The sequence below is a fragment of the Pseudomonas fluorescens genome (assembly GCF_902497875.1).
Taxonomy (GTDB): Bacteria; Pseudomonadota; Gammaproteobacteria; order Pseudomonadales; family Pseudomonadaceae; genus Aquipseudomonas; species Aquipseudomonas fluorescens_BR.
The window spans coordinates 1-18002 of the sequence record NZ_CABVHY010000048.1; the positions used below are offsets into that span (position 1 = coordinate 1).

23 protein-coding genes are annotated in these 18002 nt (G+C 57.2%); 9 read left to right on the forward strand and 14 right to left on the reverse strand.

All coding sequences use genetic code 11. From position 1 onward, the window contains the following. Positions 1–500 (forward strand): transposase (locus F8N85_RS31090; protein ID WP_191636300.1); only part of this gene is annotated, 500 nt, incomplete at its 5' end. 164 nt (positions 501–664) lie between these two features. On the opposite strand, the gene F8N85_RS31095 is transcribed toward F8N85_RS31090, so the two are convergent. Then, entirely contained in the window at positions 665–2206 is a 1542-nt protein-coding gene (locus F8N85_RS31095) for a nucleobase:cation symporter-2 family protein (RefSeq protein WP_150807266.1), read from the reverse strand. Between the two features lie 267 nt (positions 2207–2473). Here F8N85_RS31095 and F8N85_RS31100 point away from each other — a divergent pair, with 267 nt between their 5' ends. Together F8N85_RS31100 and osmE are read left to right on the forward strand one after the other, a co-directional pair. Beyond that, positions 2474–2998, forward strand: coding sequence for a DUF3016 domain-containing protein (locus F8N85_RS31100; RefSeq protein WP_412072526.1), 525 nt, complete (start codon positions 2474–2476; stop codon positions 2996–2998). Between the two features lie 74 nt (positions 2999–3072). Beyond that, a complete protein-coding gene (osmE, locus tag F8N85_RS31105) occupies positions 3073–3426 on the forward strand; it encodes an osmotically-inducible lipoprotein OsmE (RefSeq protein ID WP_224795782.1) in 354 nt (117 codons plus the stop codon). A gap of 20 nt (positions 3427–3446) precedes the next feature. Here the strand turns inward: osmE and F8N85_RS31110 are convergent, their stop codons facing one another. Next, positions 3447–4280, reverse strand: coding sequence for an arylamine N-acetyltransferase family protein (locus F8N85_RS31110; RefSeq protein WP_150807267.1), 834 nt, complete (start codon positions 4278–4280; stop codon positions 3447–3449). A gap of 141 nt (positions 4281–4421) precedes the next feature. Next, positions 4422–5216, reverse strand: coding sequence for an exodeoxyribonuclease III (locus F8N85_RS31115; RefSeq protein WP_150807297.1), 795 nt, complete (start codon positions 5214–5216; stop codon positions 4422–4424). Positions 5217–5472: 256 nt separating this feature from the next. Between F8N85_RS31115 and F8N85_RS31120 the strand changes: the two genes are divergently transcribed. Then, positions 5473–8172, forward strand: coding sequence for a cation-transporting P-type ATPase (locus F8N85_RS31120; RefSeq protein ID WP_150807268.1), 2700 nt, complete (start codon positions 5473–5475; stop codon positions 8170–8172). A gap of 27 nt (positions 8173–8199) precedes the next feature. Here the strand turns inward: F8N85_RS31120 and F8N85_RS31125 are convergent, their stop codons facing one another. Next, positions 8200–8829, reverse strand: a complete 630-nt coding sequence (locus F8N85_RS31125) for a LysE family translocator (protein ID WP_150807269.1) — start codon at positions 8827–8829, stop codon at positions 8200–8202. Positions 8830–9030: 201 nt separating this feature from the next. Between F8N85_RS31125 and F8N85_RS31130 the strand changes: the two genes are divergently transcribed. After that, the gene (locus tag F8N85_RS31130; protein ID WP_150807270.1) at positions 9031–9711 is read left to right on the forward strand and encodes an SOS response-associated peptidase family protein; all 681 of its coding nucleotides are present in this window, start codon (positions 9031–9033) and stop codon (positions 9709–9711) included. Positions 9712–9726: 15 nt separating this feature from the next. Here the strand turns inward: F8N85_RS31130 and F8N85_RS31135 are convergent, their stop codons facing one another. Beyond that, positions 9727–10830, reverse strand: coding sequence for a DUF3616 domain-containing protein (locus tag F8N85_RS31135; RefSeq protein ID WP_150807271.1), 1104 nt, complete (start codon positions 10828–10830; stop codon positions 9727–9729). A 201-nt stretch (positions 10831–11031) separates the two neighbouring features. Beyond that, positions 11032–11763 (reverse strand): hypothetical protein, encoded by a 732-nt coding sequence (locus tag F8N85_RS31140; RefSeq protein ID WP_150807272.1) that lies wholly within the window; start codon positions 11761–11763, stop codon positions 11032–11034. A gap of 365 nt (positions 11764–12128) precedes the next feature. Between F8N85_RS31140 and F8N85_RS35525 the strand changes: the two genes are divergently transcribed. Further along, entirely contained in the window at positions 12129–12254 is a 126-nt protein-coding gene (locus F8N85_RS35525; RefSeq protein ID WP_263596396.1) for a hypothetical protein, read from the forward strand. Positions 12255–12328: 74 nt separating this feature from the next. Continuing rightward, on the forward strand, positions 12329–12616 hold the full coding sequence (locus F8N85_RS31145; RefSeq protein WP_150807273.1) for a hypothetical protein: 288 nt from the start codon (positions 12329–12331) through the stop codon (positions 12614–12616). 87 nt (positions 12617–12703) lie between these two features. Here F8N85_RS31145 and F8N85_RS31150 read toward each other — a convergent pair whose 3' ends face one another. Next, positions 12704–12967, reverse strand: a complete 264-nt coding sequence (locus tag F8N85_RS31150) for a DUF1652 domain-containing protein (protein ID WP_150807274.1) — start codon at positions 12965–12967, stop codon at positions 12704–12706. 110 nt (positions 12968–13077) lie between these two features. Between F8N85_RS31150 and F8N85_RS31155 the strand changes: the two genes are divergently transcribed. Next, positions 13078–13587, forward strand: a complete 510-nt coding sequence (locus tag F8N85_RS31155) for a hypothetical protein (RefSeq protein ID WP_150807275.1) — start codon at positions 13078–13080, stop codon at positions 13585–13587. Positions 13588–13695: 108 nt separating this feature from the next. Here F8N85_RS31155 and F8N85_RS31160 read toward each other — a convergent pair whose 3' ends face one another. The 7 genes from F8N85_RS31160 to F8N85_RS31185 all read right to left on the reverse strand — a co-directional run bounded on the left by F8N85_RS31160 (position 13696) and on the right by F8N85_RS31185 (position 17491). Next, the gene (locus tag F8N85_RS31160; protein WP_150807276.1) at positions 13696–14358 is read right to left on the reverse strand and encodes a ribonuclease T2 family protein; all 663 of its coding nucleotides are present in this window, start codon (positions 14356–14358) and stop codon (positions 13696–13698) included. A gap of 402 nt (positions 14359–14760) precedes the next feature. Beyond that, positions 14761–15036: a hypothetical protein gene (locus tag F8N85_RS31165; protein WP_150807277.1), complete on the reverse strand. Its 276-nt coding sequence runs from the start codon at positions 15034–15036 to the stop codon at positions 14761–14763. A gap of 156 nt (positions 15037–15192) precedes the next feature. Continuing rightward, positions 15193–15837 (reverse strand): Fic/DOC family protein, encoded by a 645-nt coding sequence (locus tag F8N85_RS31170; protein ID WP_150807278.1) that lies wholly within the window; start codon positions 15835–15837, stop codon positions 15193–15195. Continuing rightward, on the reverse strand, positions 15834–16013 hold the full coding sequence (locus F8N85_RS31175; protein ID WP_150807279.1) for a hypothetical protein: 180 nt from the start codon (positions 16011–16013) through the stop codon (positions 15834–15836). The genes F8N85_RS31170 and F8N85_RS31175 overlap by 4 nt, the downstream gene beginning before the upstream one ends. 795 nt (positions 16014–16808) lie before the next feature. Further along, positions 16809–17021: a hypothetical protein gene (locus tag F8N85_RS34715; RefSeq protein ID WP_191636302.1), complete on the reverse strand. Its 213-nt coding sequence runs from the start codon at positions 17019–17021 to the stop codon at positions 16809–16811. Continuing rightward, positions 16934–17116: a DUF1289 domain-containing protein gene (locus tag F8N85_RS31180; protein WP_150807280.1), complete on the reverse strand. Its 183-nt coding sequence runs from the start codon at positions 17114–17116 to the stop codon at positions 16934–16936. Before F8N85_RS31180 ends, F8N85_RS34715 begins: the two co-directional genes overlap by 88 nt. A gap of 3 nt (positions 17117–17119) precedes the next feature. Then, a complete protein-coding gene (locus F8N85_RS31185; RefSeq protein WP_150807281.1) occupies positions 17120–17491 on the reverse strand; it encodes a hypothetical protein in 372 nt (123 codons plus the stop codon). Positions 17492–17785: 294 nt separating this feature from the next. On the opposite strand from F8N85_RS31185, the gene F8N85_RS31190 reads away from it, so the two are divergent. Next, positions 17786–17986, forward strand: a complete 201-nt coding sequence (locus tag F8N85_RS31190; protein ID WP_150807282.1) for a hypothetical protein — start codon at positions 17786–17788, stop codon at positions 17984–17986. Positions 17987–18002: the final 16 nt, after the last annotated feature.

Genomic DNA, 18002 nt, shown 5'->3' on the forward strand with positions numbered 1-18002 from the left:
GCGTCAAGATTTCGATCAAATCCGTAATCAGCCACATCGAGAAAGAGATTGCCGAAACCAAAAAGGCTCTCAAGAAACACATTGATGACGACCCGGACATGCGCCAAATGCGCGATTTGATGGTGACCATTGATGGCATTGCCGACAAATCGGCGCAAATGCTGTTTGCCGAGCTGGGCGACCTGCGAAAGTATTCGAATCCTCGACAAATGGTGGCGGCGGCGGGCTTAAATCCAAAGCTGGAAGAGTCTGGCCAGCTTAAGGGCCGCACCTTTATCTCGAAAATCGGATCAGCGCGACTCCGAACCGGGCTCTACATGCCAGGTCTGGTGGCGATGCAGCACAACGAAGCGATTATCGCGCTCAAAGAGCGATTGAAAGCCAACGGCAAGGCCCCCAAGCAGATCATCTGTGCAGCAATGCGCAAGCTGCTGCACATCATCTTTGGAGTGATCAAATCGGGCCAGCCCTTTGACCCGAAACTTGCGCTTGCCCGGTGAGAGTTAAGACGGTATCTACACCGACCGTGCATACCCTCGAATTATCAGGTGTACGCAAAGTCTGTAGGAGCTGCCGCAGGCTGCGATCTTTTGAGGTCCCAAGACCGGGCTCCGAATGCAGACCTGTTGCAGATCTGCAGTCCCTGTCTTTTAACTAGAAGGCCTCAGACACTACTGGCTTGAGTACTACCCGACGCACTCGCAACTTTTGGATCGTTCGGTTGATGATCCTCCGAAGCATGCAAGGGCTCAGCCAGCGGGATCTCGTTACCTTCAGCGTCATGCAGCTTGCCACCGCTGAAATAGTCACCTTCACGCAATGCCGCGACATCATGGAAGCACAGGCTGCGCTCGGTACCGGCGACGAACACCGACTGTTGATCCGAGTTGCCAGCGGTGAAATGGTTGAATGCCAGGTTCAGGGCAATCGCCATGATTGCCGACGAACTGATCCCGGAATGGAAGATGGTCGCGAACCAGCTCGGGAAGTGATCGTAGAAGGTCGGTGCGGCGATCGGGATCATGCCGAAGCCTATGGAAGTGGCGACGATGATCAGGTTCATATTATTGCGGTAGTCGACCTTGGACAGCGTACGGATACCGCTGGCGGCCACGGTGCCGAACAGGACGATACCGGCGCCACCCAATACCGAAGTCGGTACGGCAGCAATCACCCGTCCCATCACCGGCAACAGGCCGAGGATCACCAGGAACAGTCCGCCGGTGGCCACCACGTAACGGCTCTTCACCCCGGTAACCGCGACCAGCCCGACGTTCTGCGCAAAGGCGCTCTGGGTGAAGGAGCCGAAGATCGGCGCGAACATGCTCGACAGCATATCGGCGCGAAGGCCGTTGCCCAGACGCTTGGAGTCGACCTTGGTATTGATGATTTCACCAACCGCGAGGATGTCCGCGGAGGTTTCCACCAGGGTCACCATGATCACGATGCACATCGACAGGATGGCCGCGAGCTGGAAGGTCGGCATACCGAAATGGAAGGGTGTCGGGAAGCCGATCATCGGTCCTTCGGTGACCTGGGAGAAATCGGCCATGCCGAGAAACACCGCAATCAGCGTACCGATGACCATTGCCAACAGAATCGACAAGCGTGAAATCGCCGCGCTACCGATCTTGCTCAGCAACAGCACCAGTACCAGGGTCATGGCCGCCAGGCCAATGTTCTGCATGCTGCCGAAATCCTCGGCGCGGCTGTTACCACCCATGGCCCAACGTGCCGCCACCGGCATCAGCGTCAGACCAATGGTGGTGATTACAATGCCAGTCACCAGGGGCGGAAAGAATTTGGTGATCCTGGAGAACACCGGCGTGATCAGCAACCCGATCAACGACGCCGCCATCACCGCACCCAATATCGCTGGAATACCCCCACTGCCACCGCTGCCGACGATCGCCACCATGGTGGCGACCCCGGCAAACGAAACACCTTGCACCAACGGCAACTGACAACCAAAGAAGGGTAAACCAAGGGTTTGCAGCAAGGTCGCCAGGCCACCGGCAAACAGCGACGCGGCGATCAACAGACCGATATCCGCCGGAGCCAGCCCGGCCGCCTGGCCGACAATCAACGGCACTGCGACGATACCGCCATACATGGTCAGAACGTGCTGCAGGCCGTAAGCCATATTCGCGCCGATCCCGAGTTTCTGATCCTCGGGCCGTTGTTTTGAAACAGAGGGCGTATTCATGGTGAGGGGGTCTCTGGTTTTTGTTATGCGCACACTGTATGCAACAGTCGGAACAAATGTCCAGCTAGATGTATACAATCTACACACCAGGAAAGGTCATGACTTGCTGCCAGAATCGCTGGATGGCCTGAATTACCAGCGCTCGAACCTGCAGGCGCAACCCAAAAACCGCGACTCAACGCCCGGGCTGAAGTTGCCGAAACCCTTGCGAGGGGTAAACTTAATAGCAGATGCCGGCTTCTCTCAAGCCGGGTCAGGAGGTGTGTCATGCGTGTGACAGGCGCTGGTACCGCCGTCTTGCTGGTGATGATGGGCAGCATGACGCAACCGTTCGCCGCAACGACCTCGGTCGAGGTCAACTTCAAGAATCCCGAATCGTTTCGGGATGCCAGCCTGAACACTACCGGCGATGAAACCGGAGCCGACGATTACGTCATGAAGGAATTGCGCAGCTCTTTGGAGCAGCTCGGCAAACGTTATCTGCAACCTGGACAGGTGTTGCAGATCGAAGTCAGTGACATCGATCTGGCCGGTCGCTTCGAGCCCTGGCATGTCAATGCCAGCCAGGTGCGGTTCATGCGCGACATCACCTGGCCGTCGATGAAGCTGCACTACGTACTCAAGCAAAACGATCAGACGATCCGCCAGGCCGATGCCCAGCTCAGCGACAAGTTCTACCTGCAGCGTCCCGGCCGGGCAGCCAACAGTGATCGCCTCTATGCCGAAAAAGCCATGCTTGCGGACTGGTTCCGCATTGAGTTCCAAAAGCAGAACCTCAGCGGTCGCAAGTGATACTGCATACCCTGCTCGCGCCACCCTGAGCTGAATCGGCACCGTGCGCGGCAGGTAACCCCGGGAGCCTGGCCATGTCCAACCTTCTGCTCATGACGCTTGCTGCGCTGGCCACCCTGACCGCATGTTCCACCCCGCACGAGCAGATCTACCGGGACCAGCCGCTGGTCGCCAAGGTCAGCACCGGCATGAGCAAGCAGCAGGTGCTCGACATCGGCGGGCAACCGGTAGCAGTGAACAAACGCATGGAAAATCCCGGTTCCTGTCTCGACTACCAGTTGTCTCAGGCCGGCCAGCGCCAGGCCTACCACGTCAGCCTCGATGCACGTGACAAGGTGGACCACCAGGGTTTTACCAACTGCGCCGGTTGGGAGCTCCGGCAGCAGGCCGACAAAGAACGCCGGGAGAATAGTGGCGGCGGGTATTAGGTCCCGTCAGCTAAAGCGTTTCAAACGGCTGGCGGGTTGATCAAGCGATGGATGATCTGCCTCAGCTGCGGATGTTGCGGAACCCGAATCGCGAACTCGCTGTGCAGAAGTTCGATGAGTTCGTCAGCATCCGTCAGCTCTCGGCGCTCGCTTTCGAGCCCCATCCGATGCAGGGCATAACTGCCGTTATTGAGCGTTCGACGCAGCCCCTGCCCCATCTTTGCCACCATCAGCTGCCCAAGAAACGGCGAGTCCTTATGGGTCGAGACGTACCAGTTACCGACCTCGTAATCGATCGCCGATTGCGGCTGCAGATAAAACACATAAAGTGCGCGCCATTCGCCGGCGACTTTTGCGCGCAGGGTGTAGCTGTCCTCCCCCTGCGTTATCCGATACGGCTCATGGGGTGTTGGCTGTTCTTCTTCGGTGTCCAGCCGCAGCGGGGTCGTCGGTACCATGCCGCCGAAGCCGACGTCGCTGATATAGCGAATACCGTCCAGGGTCAGCACACTCAAGCGGTGGGTGCGTGCGGTCAAAACGCCCTCGGGACTGCCCATCACCACCCGCCCGGTAATGCCCCGCGCTTCGTATCCCAGCTGTTGTAGCAACGCCAGGAACAGATTGTTGAGTTCATAGCAATAACCGCCCCGCCCTTCGTGCAGGACTTTGCGCTCCACCGACGGCAGATCGATAGGCACCGGAACCTGCAACAGTGTCGACAGCGTTTCGAAGGGGAAAACGCTGGTGTGGCGCAGTTGAAGCTCGCGCAGGGTTTCCAGAGTCGGCGCTGGCGGCACGTTGTAGCCCAGGCGTTGCAGATAAAGCTCGATATTTTGCAGTTGAGGCTGGCTCATGATTGAGTCCTTGCACACGAGGTGTCGCGTACGCCCGTTTCTCCCGGGTCAGCTTATTGGGAAAGGAACGCTTTGCGGATTAACGACAGATATAAGCCATTAGCGCCCCGGAGCAACAATTGATTTAACCAATCAGCACTATCAACGCCGCTTACGCGAGGCCAGGCGAATCCAGCACGGAGCATGATCGCTGGCATGGGGCTGATTCCTGACCCAGGCATCGACGCCGGCCTCGTGCAAGTAAGGGCTCAGGGCTCGGTTGAGCAACAGATGATCGATGCGCAGCCCCGAGTTCTTCTGCCAATGCTGGCGGAAGTAATCCCAAAAGGTATAGAGGCGATCCTGCGGATACAGCTTGCGCAACGAATCGGTCCAGCCCTGAGCCAGCAACCGCTGATAACACTCGCGGCTTTCAGGCTGTAACAGCGCGTCCTTGAGCCAGGAGCGCGGGTTGTAGATATCCAGATCGGTGGGCACCACATTGTAGTCCCCGGCCAGCACCACCGGATGATCGCTGTCCTGCAGCAACTTCGCGTAATCGATCAAGCGCTCGAACCACGCCAGCTTGTAATCGAACTTCGGCCCCGGTTGTGGATTGCCGTTAGGCAGATAAAGACACCCCACCAACACCCCATGCACCGCCGCTTCCAGGTAACGACTGTGGAGGTCCGCATCATCGCCCGGCAAACCCCGGCGACTTTCCAGCGGCTGCGCATCGCGAGCCAGGATTGCCACCCCGTTCCAGGCGGCCTGGCCATGCCAGATCGCCCCATAACCTGCCGCCTCGAAGTCGAGGACTGGAAAATCCTTGTCCGCGGCCTTCAGTTCCTGCAAACAGGCAATGTCTGGTTGCTCGCGCTCCAGCCATTCCAGCAGGTTGGGCAGTCGGGCACGCAGGCCGTTGATGTTGAACGTCGCGATCCGCAGATTCTTCATGGTCAACGCTCGCCGGCAGGAAGTGTCTGACATGTGACCCGCTGGCGCGGCGGTGGTTGCGTTAATGAACTGTCGCGCCCCTCATCATCCGCTACGCTTTCAGACCTGTGTAATTGGAAGAAACACTTCTCCAACCAAGCCTGAACGACTGGCCGCTACCTTTATAGTCCAAAGATGTCCAACCTTTGACGTGGGCCAACACAGCTTCATCCAGTGAACCCTATAGTTGCGACAGGCTGATTTCGGGAATGTCGACATGGATAAGGTGACTCAAAACACCTGGCACAGCCAGACGCCGGAGCACTGTCTCGGGCAACTGGAGGCCAGTGAACACGGACTGAGTGCCGCGGCGGCGGCCGAACGCCTGGCGCGCTATGGCGCCAATCGGCTGCCCCAGGGGCGCGGCAACGGTCCGTTGAAGCGCTTTGCGCTGCAGTTCCATAACCTGCTGATTTATGTGTTGCTGGCGTCCTCTCTGGTCACCTTCGCCTTGGGCGAGTGGCTGGACAGCGCAGTGATTTTCGGCGTCGTGCTGATCAATGCCATCGTCGGGTTTATCCAGGAGGGCAAGGCCGAGCAGGCGATGCGCGCGATCCAGCGCATGCTGGTGGTCGACAGCCGGGTCCGGCGCGACGGCGAGGTGCTATCCCTGTCGGCTGAAGAACTGGTGCCGGGGGACATTGTGCTGCTCGAAGCCGGCGAACGGGTTCCGGCCGATCTGCGCTTGCTCGAAGTACGCGACCTGCGCGTTGAAGAGGCGGCCCTCACCGGGGAGTCGCTGCCGGTGGACAAGCAGACGGCGCCGGTAGAGGCCGATGCCAGCCTGGGCGACCGGCTGAGCATGGCCTACTCCGGCACACTGGTCAGCGCCGGCAGCGCGGTCGGTGTGGTGGCCAGCACCGCAGGTGACACTGAACTGGGTCGCATCAGCCACATGCTGGGTAACGTCAGCGCGCTGCAAACGCCGTTGCTGGCCGACCTGGCGCGCTTTGCCCGGCAACTCACGCTGATTATCCTGGTGATGGCGGCGGCCACCTTTGCCTTCGGCATCGGCCTGCGAGGCTATGAGCCAGGGGATATGCTGATGGCGGCCGTGGGTCTGGCCGTTGCCGCCATCCCTGAAGGCCTGCCGGCGGTACTGACCATCATCCTCGCCCTGGGTGTGCAGCGCATGGCCCGGCGCAAGGCAATCATCCGGCGGATGCCGGCGGTGGAGAGCCTCGGGGCGGTCACGGTGATTTGCTCGGACAAGACCGGCACCCTTACCCGCAACGAAATGACCGTGCAGCAGGTTTTCACCGCAGCCCATCATTACCATGTCGAGGGCATCGGCTATGCACCCCACGGGCGCGTCTCCTGCGCGGCGGGAGATGACTGTCTGCAGGATCATTCGGCCGATATCCGGCACCTGGCACGGGCCGGACTGCTGGCCAACCACGCGAGCCTCAACCTGGCCGATGCGCAATGGTGCATCAGCGGCGACCCTACCGAAGCGGCACTGCTGACCCTGGCGGGCAAGCTCGGCCTGGAGTTGCAGCATGAAGCGGCCAACCTGCCGCGGGTGGATGCGATTCCCTTCAGCGCCGAACACCGTTGCACCGCCAGCCTGCATCAGCATCAAGCTGGCCACGGCCTGATCTACCTGATTGGCGCGCCCGAGCGATTGCTGGAGGTGTGCAATCGGCAATGGTGTGACGGACAGGAAGAACCCCTCGACCTGGATCACTGGCATGCCGCGCTGGAACAAGGCGCTGGCCAGGGCCTGCGGATGCTGGGCCTGGCCTCGCGCACCTTGCCCCAGCACCAACAGGAGTTGAGCTACGCCGATCTCGATGGCGGGTACGTGCTGCTGGGGCTGGTGGGCATGCTCGACCCGCCGCGTGAAGAGGTAATCCAGGCCATCGCTGACTGTCATAGCGCCGGGATCCAGGTCAAGATGATTACCGGCGATCATGCCGCCACTGCGGCCTGCATCGCCGAGCGGCTGGGCCTTGGCGGCAGTCCACCGATGACCGGGGCCGAGCTGGACAAGCTCGATGACAGCCAGCTGGCCGCACGCCTGAGCGACACCCATGTATTCGCCCGCACCAACCCGGCGCAGAAGTTACGCCTGGTGGAAGGCCTGCAAGCCAGCGGCGCACGAGTGGCGATGACCGGTGATGGCGTCAACGATGCACCGGCGCTCAAGCGCGCCGACATCGGCGTGGCCATGGGCATCAAGGGCACCGAAGTGGCGAAAGAAGCAGCCCAGATGGTGCTGGCCGACGACAACTTCGCAACTATTGTCCATGCCATCGAGGAAGGCCGCACCGTCTACGACAACCTGAAGAAATCGATCCTGTTCATCCTGCCCACCAGTGGCGGGCAGTCGATGATCCTGTTGGCGGCGATTGGCCTGGGCTGGACATTGCCGATCACGCCGCTGCAGATCCTCTGGGTGAATATGATCACCGCCGTCACCCTGGCGTTGGCGCTGGCCTTTGAACCCGCGGAAGCCGGCATGATGCGCCGGCCACCTCGCGATCCCCGCCAGCCGTTGCTCAGCCAGGTGCTGCTGTGGCGGGTATTGATGATTTCCGCCCTGATGACCGTGATCTGTCTGGGCCTGTTCCATTTCAGTCAGGAACTGGGCTGGAGCCAGGACGCCAGCCGGGCACTGGCGGTCAATGCGCTGGTGGCCTGCGAAGTGGGCTATCTGTTCAGCAGTCGTCGACTCGATGGCGTGGCGCATTTCGCCTGGCGTGACAACCCGATGGTCTGGAGCATGGCTTTGCTGATCGTGTTCCTGCAACTGCTGTTCACCGAACTGCCGCTGCTGCAGCAACTGTTTTCCACCGCCTCCATGCCCTTGAAAGCCTGGGGCTGGTGCGGCCTCGCGGCGCTGCTCACCTGTGCTCTGGTCGAACTGGAGAAAGCGCTGGTGCGCTGGTATGGGAATCGACGAATGGCAGACTGAGGGGTGAGCGTGGGAGCACGCTTACCCTCAACGAATATCGCTGCGCCGATAAAGACTCAGCCCCACCGCCAGCAACGCCAGCATCCCGGCGCAGCTGCGGTTGACCCACAACATGACCCGAGCGGAAAACGTGCGCATGGCATGCCGACCGCCAAAGGCGTAGATCGCCATCATCACGCAGTCAATCGCCGCACTGACCAGCGCCAGCACCACGTACTGCTGCGCCACCGGCTCATCAGGACGCACGAACTGCGGCAGGAACGCCGAGAAAAACAGCAGCCCCTTGGGATTGGAAAGCCCGACCAACAGCGAACGCATAAATGCCGAACGCCCGCTGGTCGTGCTTGCGCACGATTGCTGCGCCAACGCCCGGGTCGGCGCCTTCCACAACACCCAGGCCAGGTACAACAGATAGACCGCCCCACCCCACTTCACCAGCGAAAACAATTGCTCGGATGCTTGCAGCAACGCCCCCAACCCACAACCCACCGCGCCAATCAGCAACACATCGGAAAGTGCCGCACCGGCAATACCGCAACCCGCAATTCGCATGCCGTGGGAAGCACCGTTATTCAACGCCAACAGCATCGATGGCCCAGGCGTCATCATCACTGCGCTGACTGTCACGATGTAGAGAAATAGCGTGGTTGCATCCATCGAAAACTCCTGGGCGATGTGTTTCAAGACGAAATGAGCAGGCAAGCGGCAGCTTAACTCAGGCACGGGGTTACTTGCTGTAGGGTATTGGCAGGTCCGTCTGTGGCTCTATTCGCAAACACCACGGTTCTTGAGTCGGCACCTGTTCCTGATAGTTCCAGCGACTCAGCTAAGCTAAAAGCACAACCGGAGGACTTTCCCATGTGCGGAAGGCTTTCTCAGTACCGGGGCATTCACGACTTCGTCGCTGCGTTGAGCATGCCCAATGCGCTGGTCAACACCGTGGGTGATCAGCCACTTCAACGGTACAACGTTGCGCCGACGACCCAGGTAGCGCTGCTCCACCTGGAAGGAGACTTGTTGCACGCCGACTTTGTCCGCTGGGGATGGCGACCGCAGTGGGCCGCCGACCGTCCGCCGCCGATCAATGCCAGGGTCGAGAAGGTCATGCATGGTCCGTTCTTTCATGCAATCTGGCCCCATCGGGCGATTGCGCCAATCGACAACTGGTTCGAATGGGTTTATGAAGGCGGCCCGAAGAAGCAACCCTACCTTGTCCAGCGCAAGGACCGTGCGCCGATCCTCTGTGCCGCCATTGGCCAATACCCCGCCGGTGGCCGAGAACCGAGGGACGACGATGGCTTCGTGATCATCACCGCAGACAGTGTCGGCGGCATGGTCGACATCCACGACCGGCGGCCAGTGGTGCTGACGCCGGAACTGGCCCGGGAATGGCTCACCCACGCAACGCCAAAGGAACGCGCCGAGCAAATGATCATGCACCAGGGCGAACCCACGGAGGAGTTCGAGTGGTTCAAGGTCGATTTGGCGGTGGGCAATGTGAGAAATGAGGGGGCCAGGCTGATCCGCCCTATCAGCTGATTGACCCAAGCCTCGCTACAGATCAAAAAGCTCCGCTTCCAAGCCACCATCACTGCGCTTTCTATGGTCGGCAGGTGCGTCACATACAATCAGCAGCAAAGGTCCAGGGCAGTCGGCTGTTGAAAAAAGAGTCATACCCTCTGCGTGATCATCTCCCTGGCCGAAGGGAACATCCAGAATCTTCGTGAGGTCCTTGCTGAACACCACACTTTCCCCGGCCGCCTGTCCCCCGTTTGGCCAGCGACTGACCGTAACCGGTCCATCGAGATCCATTGTCGGTCCGGCGAGAATCAGCAAATCAGATCCGTGCACGCATAAGTCGCGAATCCCCAATCCTCCCAACTGGATAAAGTGCTTGCGATAAGGGCGGCCGCGCTCACCGATCCCGGCCAACTTCAGGCTATGAGGATCGTCTTCTTCCACCTGCGGTTCAATTTCAAGGATGATTGACCAGCCTCTCAATACAGGCCCTCGCAGACCAATGAACAGCCGTTTGCCAACGGCCGCCAAGCCTTCGATATCAAAACCGTTGTCTTTGCCCGGAATCGCGAAAAAGTCCTTCAAGTGCTCATCTTCCTCGAGCGCTTTTGTCAGAGCATTCCAGGACTGTTCCCCGCGCAACTGGGCGGCTGTTCGCCGCGAATCCGTGGTCTCTCGCACAAGGCTGAGGGTGCCGTCCTGATCCACCACAGGGATCCGGGCCAACAGATAACGATTCCCATCGCTACTCACCTTGCTCAGTCGCTCGATATTCTTGTGTCGGTCTCTCTGCGCTTCTGGCTGCTTGCGCTTGAGGCTATGGGAGCCGATCAACCAGAGATAGTGCTCGGTCTCGTCATAGGCAAGCCCCTCTATATCTGCTTCTTCGAAATCTTGCGCAGACACCGGCGGCGCCGGCAGACGCAGTAAATCATTCAGCGAAAACTGCTGATGATCCTCATAAAGAAACTCACCCGCAGCCGTCCGACCTTGGTAAACAAGGCGCTCCAGGGTCAACCTTTCATCATTGGCAAGCCAAAGCGACTGACCGATCTGCAACACGGCCGATAAACCGTCTATGAGCTTCTTCTTTTCACTCAAATCAAATTTACTGTTCAGCTTCAGCAGTACAGTCTTCATACGCCTCCTGTGAGCCACCTTCAGTTGCAATTGTGTGACAGTCTGAAATATCTAACCCGGAACACTCTTTATAATTTCCAAGCAAGCACGCTGAACTATAGATGCCAATGGCAAACACAACAAATCCAGCAGGTGCACGTTTTAGGTGACAAAAGAAGACCCCATACTGTGAGGCCTTCTTTATGTTCTCAACTCAGAAAATCAAAGCGATTGCAAAGAAATGCTTGCACTCTGAGAGTCCTGTGGGCTGTCGGCATCCAACCAGACCCATTGCGTACCATCACCTTGCAGATTATTGGTAATACTCTGAATCTGCGAAGTAACGATGGCTACAGTCCCGCTCTCACCGGCCGTAGGCCCCATGGTCGTGACCTGATTTTGCAGCAGGCCATTAGAGGTCTCGTTAACCACGAACACGGTTGCCTTACTCTCGCGGAACTGGCACGAAATGAACTGAGTAATGGTACTGGCGATCGTCAGGCTCATCCACTTCGACGGAGGGACAGCATAGTAGCGAGCGTACTTGTTGAACGGATACTTCTCACCGTTGGCCTGCAGCGCACTATTGTTCAAACCGGCGGTATTGGTCGGCATGCCGACACTCCCGAGCCAGACCTCAACCTGTGCGTTGCCAGCGGCAACCGGCAGCGAAACCGAAATGGTTTGAGTATCAGTGCCAGAGACAAAACCCAGTGATGCCAGGCCTGCATTGGCCGTGGTGCCGGGAACAGTGATCGTGCAGGGGGCCTGGCTATTGCTCCAGACCACATTGACATTAGCATTATTGTCATTTTGAGCGGAGTTGTAGATAAAGATCCCATAGAGCTGACCCGGACTAAGTACTGTACAGGTGGCTGTATCACCCGCGGTGAGGGTTATACGTTGTCCGCCGTTCCAGTTGATCTGCTCTGCAGAGATAGCGATGCTTTCCATGGGGGGATTTCCTTTTCCTTGAGTGAACACAAGTGACGTACCGCGTAGCCAATGTCTACTTCTGCTGCGCGCCATAGGATGCTAGACGCTATTAACATCACCCACTTACAATATTCAGACTCTTTAGCGATAACAGCAGCCTCTCATTAAAAGCACTGAATCTTTTATACGCCTTACAACTATCACCAAAGAGATATGTAACGAAAGCGACTAACAAAAATAACAATTAGCACCTAAACATTAAACAAGCTGCTATGCCTTTATTACTTTTCCTTTACTGCATATTCCCAAGAAAAAGCTGAACTCCTGCCGCTACGACGTTTCGTAAGTCTATGGTTTGGATTTTTTCTGCGAGAGTGGCGTTCATGGGCATTTCAGGAATACGACTGACCAGCCTTGCGCTGTGCCTGGGTATGAGCCTCACAGGGCTGACCTGCAACGCAGCCTCCAATACCTTCGTCGATGAGGCCTCGACGGCCGGGATGGCCTAAATTGACCCGTGAGTTGAAGGGTCGGCACCATTGCCGCAGATGCTGGAAAGCTTGATGAACCTGAGGAGGCCCCCATGGACAACTCGACTTCGCTGATTGGCACAGGCACCGCCTGCATCGACTATGTTCAAGACACTCTGTTCGGTCCGATCTCAAAACGTATCGAATGCCAGGTCCGGCTTTTCATCCTGAACCTGGCTGGCCAGCCAGGATTCGAACTGCAGGTCCAGGCAGCGCCGGACGATCTGCACAAGGCGCACACCGTAAACGTGCTCCTGAACGGCAAAAAGTACTGTGGCATCGTCCAACATATCAAACGAGGCGACGACCATAGCTTGGTGTTGCAGATAGAAATGCAGTAACCCGCGCTCGGCGTTAATAGTCCTGCATCACTGACGTGATACATCCCGGTCGCCCAGTGCAACGCACTGGGCCCGGTCTCCCGGAAATCAGCTGACCTTTCTGATCGTCTGAATATGCAGGCTGTCCCGTCCAGCCTGAAGTTCGGCGCGCAATTGCGTGACGAGATTGCAGATTGCACTGCTGCTGATCAGTTCCGACGTGGAAATCCCCGTGACGTAGAGATCGACTCGACCAGAGTGTTGATCAAAAATCTGAACACTCAGATATCCGTCAGGGTTGACCCGGCAGGTACAGGAGAGAGGCAGAAAAGCCGATTCAATGATGTGGCGAAGTTCCAGGGTGGAGATCATCTAGCTTTGTCCCATAGGTAGAGGGTGGTTTTTTGTTGTCGGATGAACCTCTCTAAATCTATACGAACTTGCACCATTTTGAATCACCTGGTGACAGGCGGCTATTTGCCATGCGGGAGCACCCAACCATTCCAGGTATCGTGCGGCCGGTCAGTATCGCGCCGGTGTTGACTTGGCCAGAGAGCAGGCGGCAAAGTAAAATCCAGCACCCTGCTGCAACCGCACGAACTGATCAGCAAAATAAATTTCTCCGGTTTTCCATTCATCAGGGGGTTGTGATGCAACCGATCCACGTCAAACACATCGGTTTTTTCTGGTACAGGGATGCCGAGCAATATGCCCAGTACCTCGAAATAGTTGAAGACGTCGATGCGTTACCCAAGACATTCGCTCAATGGCAGAAAAAGGCCCTGAAACTGCTTGAAGACGTGACGCGCCAAGGCCATTCCACGAAGAAAATCTACTCCACGCCGCAGGAGTTCAAGGCCTGGTGCATGACGAACGATGCGCCGCTCAACGGGCTCAGCCGGAGTAGATTTGCAAGCTTTAAAGTTGAAGTGGAAACAACGGGGCACATGAATTTGCTCCATGCAATTCATCGGGCGAACCAACCCGACTAACTAGCGATCTAGCCGGCTGAATGACTCTCGGGCCAGGTTTGCTCGGGAAGAAATGGGTGTGCCTTTTCTTCCGTTGCCCAGGCCTGCCGACGGTTGCAACTGGCTCACTCACCGAACTGGCGGCACCCGAATCTCTCCGGACCGACATTGATTTTTCACGCCCTTGCCGCAGGCCGTGAATGCCAGGTCTTTCCCCATGCAGATACGAACTTCCGACAGTTCAGGCCCTCTACAGAGAATCGCGATGCCATCAGCCGGTATGTCTGGATTGCTCTCCTGGAACAGTCGCGCAATCTCTCGAGCCTCCAGGTAATACGCGGTGCTGAAGGGCTGCAGAGTCTCCGGGATCTGCACGGCACCCACGGCTTTGTCTGCCAACTCCAGATAATCCGCGGCCTCCAGACCGCTACAGGTGCCATGCTTTCTCCACTGATGCTCAAGCAGCTTCTTCGTCGGGAACAACGTCAGTCCCCTCGCCCGCTCCTCTTGCGATAATTGAACCTGTGGAGCACAAGACTGGGGCCAGCCGCCCTTGGCGTACTGGGGCCAGAGACCGTGGAGTACAAACCCGTAGCCTTTTCCCGAGCATTGTTCATTGTCCAGATGCGTCAGGCAAAACGTCGGCGACCAGGACAAGGTCAGAAGATAGTAGTCAAAGACCCCCGCAACCGAATCCGCCCGCTGATTGCCGCTGCGCTCCCGCGCATCGCTCATGCCCACGCTGCAAATCGTCAGCGCAATGAGCGCCCCCAGTGCATACAGTCTTCTCATTTACCCTCTCCATGGGACCGGATCATCCTGTCATCCCATTCTTGTTGATTCACAGCCAATCAAAAACAGCTTGTCCGGCTGATGTGTCTGCCGCCTGACTCGGGCTGTTGAACGCCAGCTGTTTTATCGCTTTAAGCCAAAAATGGGCGGCCTCAGAGGCCAAAGCCGATCAGTTAAGACGTTACGCGAACCGTAGCAGCTGGCGAAGCCTGCGTCCGGCTGCGCAGCAGTCGTAAAATCAGGCACTGCGGTATTCCAGAGAAACCGTGCAAGCAGGATTTTCGACTGCTTCGTCCAAACGCGGCCCGAACCTGACGCAGCCTTCGGCAGCTGCTACGAGGGACAGTGCTGAGCCTGAAACTCCTTAACTGACCGACTTCGGCATCAAAGATCGCCCATCTTTTACGACGACGAAACCTGCGCCTGCAAGCGTCGCCCGATGACGTCCAGCAAATCGCAGCCATCACGCAGCGGAATGGCCAGCACCCGCGCAAAGTCATGCAGGACCACCGCGTCGCTACTTATCTCCTCGCGCATAGCGATGTTCTCCAGCAACTGGGTTACAGCGCTGATGCGGTAGGCAGTGGTGTCATGCAGCACGTCGAGGGGTGCTTCGGTGTCGATCAGCAGGGAGTGGAAATCGTTGTCGATACCGGTGATGGGCATGTAGCGAGCCATGGGAACCTCCATTGGATTATAGGCACTTGTGCGCCTAGATCTCATGAAGGGCTTCCACATCCCTGTCGCTGATTTTGCAGCGACCGGAGGGGCGATAGAGCGCAAGTTCGCTAAAGGCGTCACTGCTTGCAGGAAACGTCAGAAGCATGTGTGCAGCTAGATTTTTTTCGCACTCAACCGAATCAGCTTTGCCAGAGCCTTGCACTCCGGGTCAGTCTCAGCCTCAACGCAGGCATTCTTCATCGCGAGCTTTGACACCCCGCCCCACTCCAGTAGAAAGCCAGCTCGTCGAGCCAGAGAGTCCAGGTACTCGCGTTGGGTCCGGCCGTTTCCTTCCCTGAATGGGTGGATGTGATTGATGCAGCCAAGGGCAATTCCAGTCTCACGGGCGAATCCTTGCAGATCCCATTTCAGGTCAGCCAGGAAAATCGTTTGCGAGAGCCGCTGCCACATCACCTGGAATTCAGCCTCAATCTCTTCGTGGGGTAGGAAAATCGTTTCATTTTTGGCGATACCGACTTTGCGGCACTCACCTGCCCAAGGATAGATGTCTTGGAAAATGAATTTGTGGATGGCCTTCAAGTGCTGAAGAGAGTAGTCGCCTTCAATGGGACTCTCTTGCAGCTGAATGATACGTACGGATGCAAAGTCAGTTTCCGCCTCGCCAAGGGAGGCGGTGTCCTGGATGTTCAGGAGATTAATCAGCACGCCGTTGGGATAGACGTAGGGATCGTCTTCAGCCGAGTAGCCACCAACGTAATAGTGGTCATCACCCTGGCCGTGGGTGATATCGCTGGTCATTTACAGCCGTAACGAGCTTTCGTCGCAGCAAGCAGCTGCGCGGAGGAAATTTTTCCATCGCGGTATTCGGCCATTTTGCTTGAAACAAAGGCACTGGTTCGCGCACCTTCCAGGTTATTGGTCGCCTCAACGTGGGCTACGTTTGCACTACGGGTAGCAGCTTCACGGGTAAGCATGGCGGACACCTAGTGTGGTTGGGTACCCTCACTTTATACAATAAGACGCTGGGGGTTCAAGCAGATGCACGAACTCCGGCGCGACGGACCGGGCATTAGAGGAAAACCACTTCATTTTTGCAACATCCAGCACATCCATGTTTGTTTTGATCGGTAAGGCCGCCACCGTCTTATGAATCCGTACGGACTACCTCCCCCCACCGCCTTATACAGAACAGCCTAATTTGCCAAGTCGTCATCGTGATAACGTGCGCTCAAGACGATAGCAATCGTTAACGCGTGAAAAAACCATTGCCGAAATCCGTTTTTTGCTCCTACACGGAGAATAGTCGGTGTCTGCTTCCTCTCGCGTAATTGAATGGTGTCGTAAGCACTACGACCCGCTGGACCGCCGGTCCGGCTGCACGCCATTCGAGCAGGCCGGCATACAGCGCTTCTACTGCAAAAGCCGCTTGGCCACTGAAACTCAGGAACGTGAAGTGCAGCATCTTCCAGTATGACGACCAGTTGTTGGTACAACAGCAGCATCGGGGTATCAAGATCGAGACCGCACTGCTGGCAACTGACCAACAGCGTTAGGTATTGAACGTACCCCATTCTTGTTGATTGACAGCCAAGATCAAAATCGGCTTTGTCCCGCCGATGTTTCAACAGCCTGACTCGGGCTGTTGAGCCCCAGCTGTTTATCGTTTTAAGCCAATAAATGGGTAGCCTCAGAGATCGCCAATTTTCGTTACGACGCCGAAAACCTGCGCCTGCAAGCGTCGCCCGATGACGTCCAGCAAATCGCAGCCATCACACGGCGGGATGGCCAGCACCCGCGCAAAAGTCATGCAGGACCACCGCGTCGCTGCTGATTTTCTCGCGCATGGCGAGGTTTCCAGCAACTGGGTTACTGCGCCGATTTATTTTAAGAGCCCTCAAGCGTTCCTTTTTTGAAGACCTTTCAGGCGCAGGCTCGCTCGTTGCACGGCGGCCATCTTTTCGGGTCGCTTCATGCGCTTCCATTTCCTGATGTCGTCCTTGGTGCGACCACAACTAACACACAGTTCACCGCTCAATTGGCAAACGGAAATACAAGGGTTCTCGATATCCTTGGCCACGCTTCAACCCCGAGTCGAGCGCTTGCGCGCCAAGCGCTGCTGCCAGTTGCCGGCATTGGCACGCTGACATTGCTCTTCAGAGTCGAAATGCACATGGGCGGAAACCGGACTCACGAGAACATCGGCTTCTCTTAGCGCTACGGCAGTCAGTTCGACCATGCGTTCGCCCTGCCCACTGGCCAGCGCCTGGTCCATATTGGCTTGCGTATCGAAGATCCAGACCACCATCAGGCTGGAAGGGAACACCCCGTAATCGATCTCGTGGGTCAGCCAGGAAAATCCCACTATTTCCGCTTTGGCCGTCTCACACGCCTCGGTCAGGGTCGCCACCAGGCGACGTTCGATTTGCGCCTGATCGCGTTTGCTTAAAAGCATTGGTTGATCCATGAATGACTATCGAAGGAAAAAACCAATCATACGATACCTCAATGCACTCTCTGCGCTCTTACCGGGCAAAGCTCAGGTAAATTGAGCGAAACTTTCGACGGCTGCGGTCAATCAGTAGCTGCCAGTCACGGATGCTCGGAAGGACTCTGGGGGCAATTGGAGCTAGACCCGTTTTGGGGAAGGGCCTGCCCGTTTTCTTCCCGAAATGTTTGATGCGATATCGCCAGTCACCCATTGCACGAATTCCGGAGTAGCCTCACCTCATCTTCACAGGAGCATGAAATGAAAATACGAGCCCAGTCTGTAAGCTACAACGCTGATCTAGAGCCAGAAATCTTCTCGGTCCGCCTGCTCCTGGAGCCGGATGATGGCTATGAAGGCGTCTTCATGGGAGAGACCGTGGTGACCATCCCCTTTGATTCCGAGCTGACGTTTTCGCAAATTGAGCAGAAGGCTATAGCCGAGGCAAAAAGGGTTATCTGAATGTCTTCACGCCTGG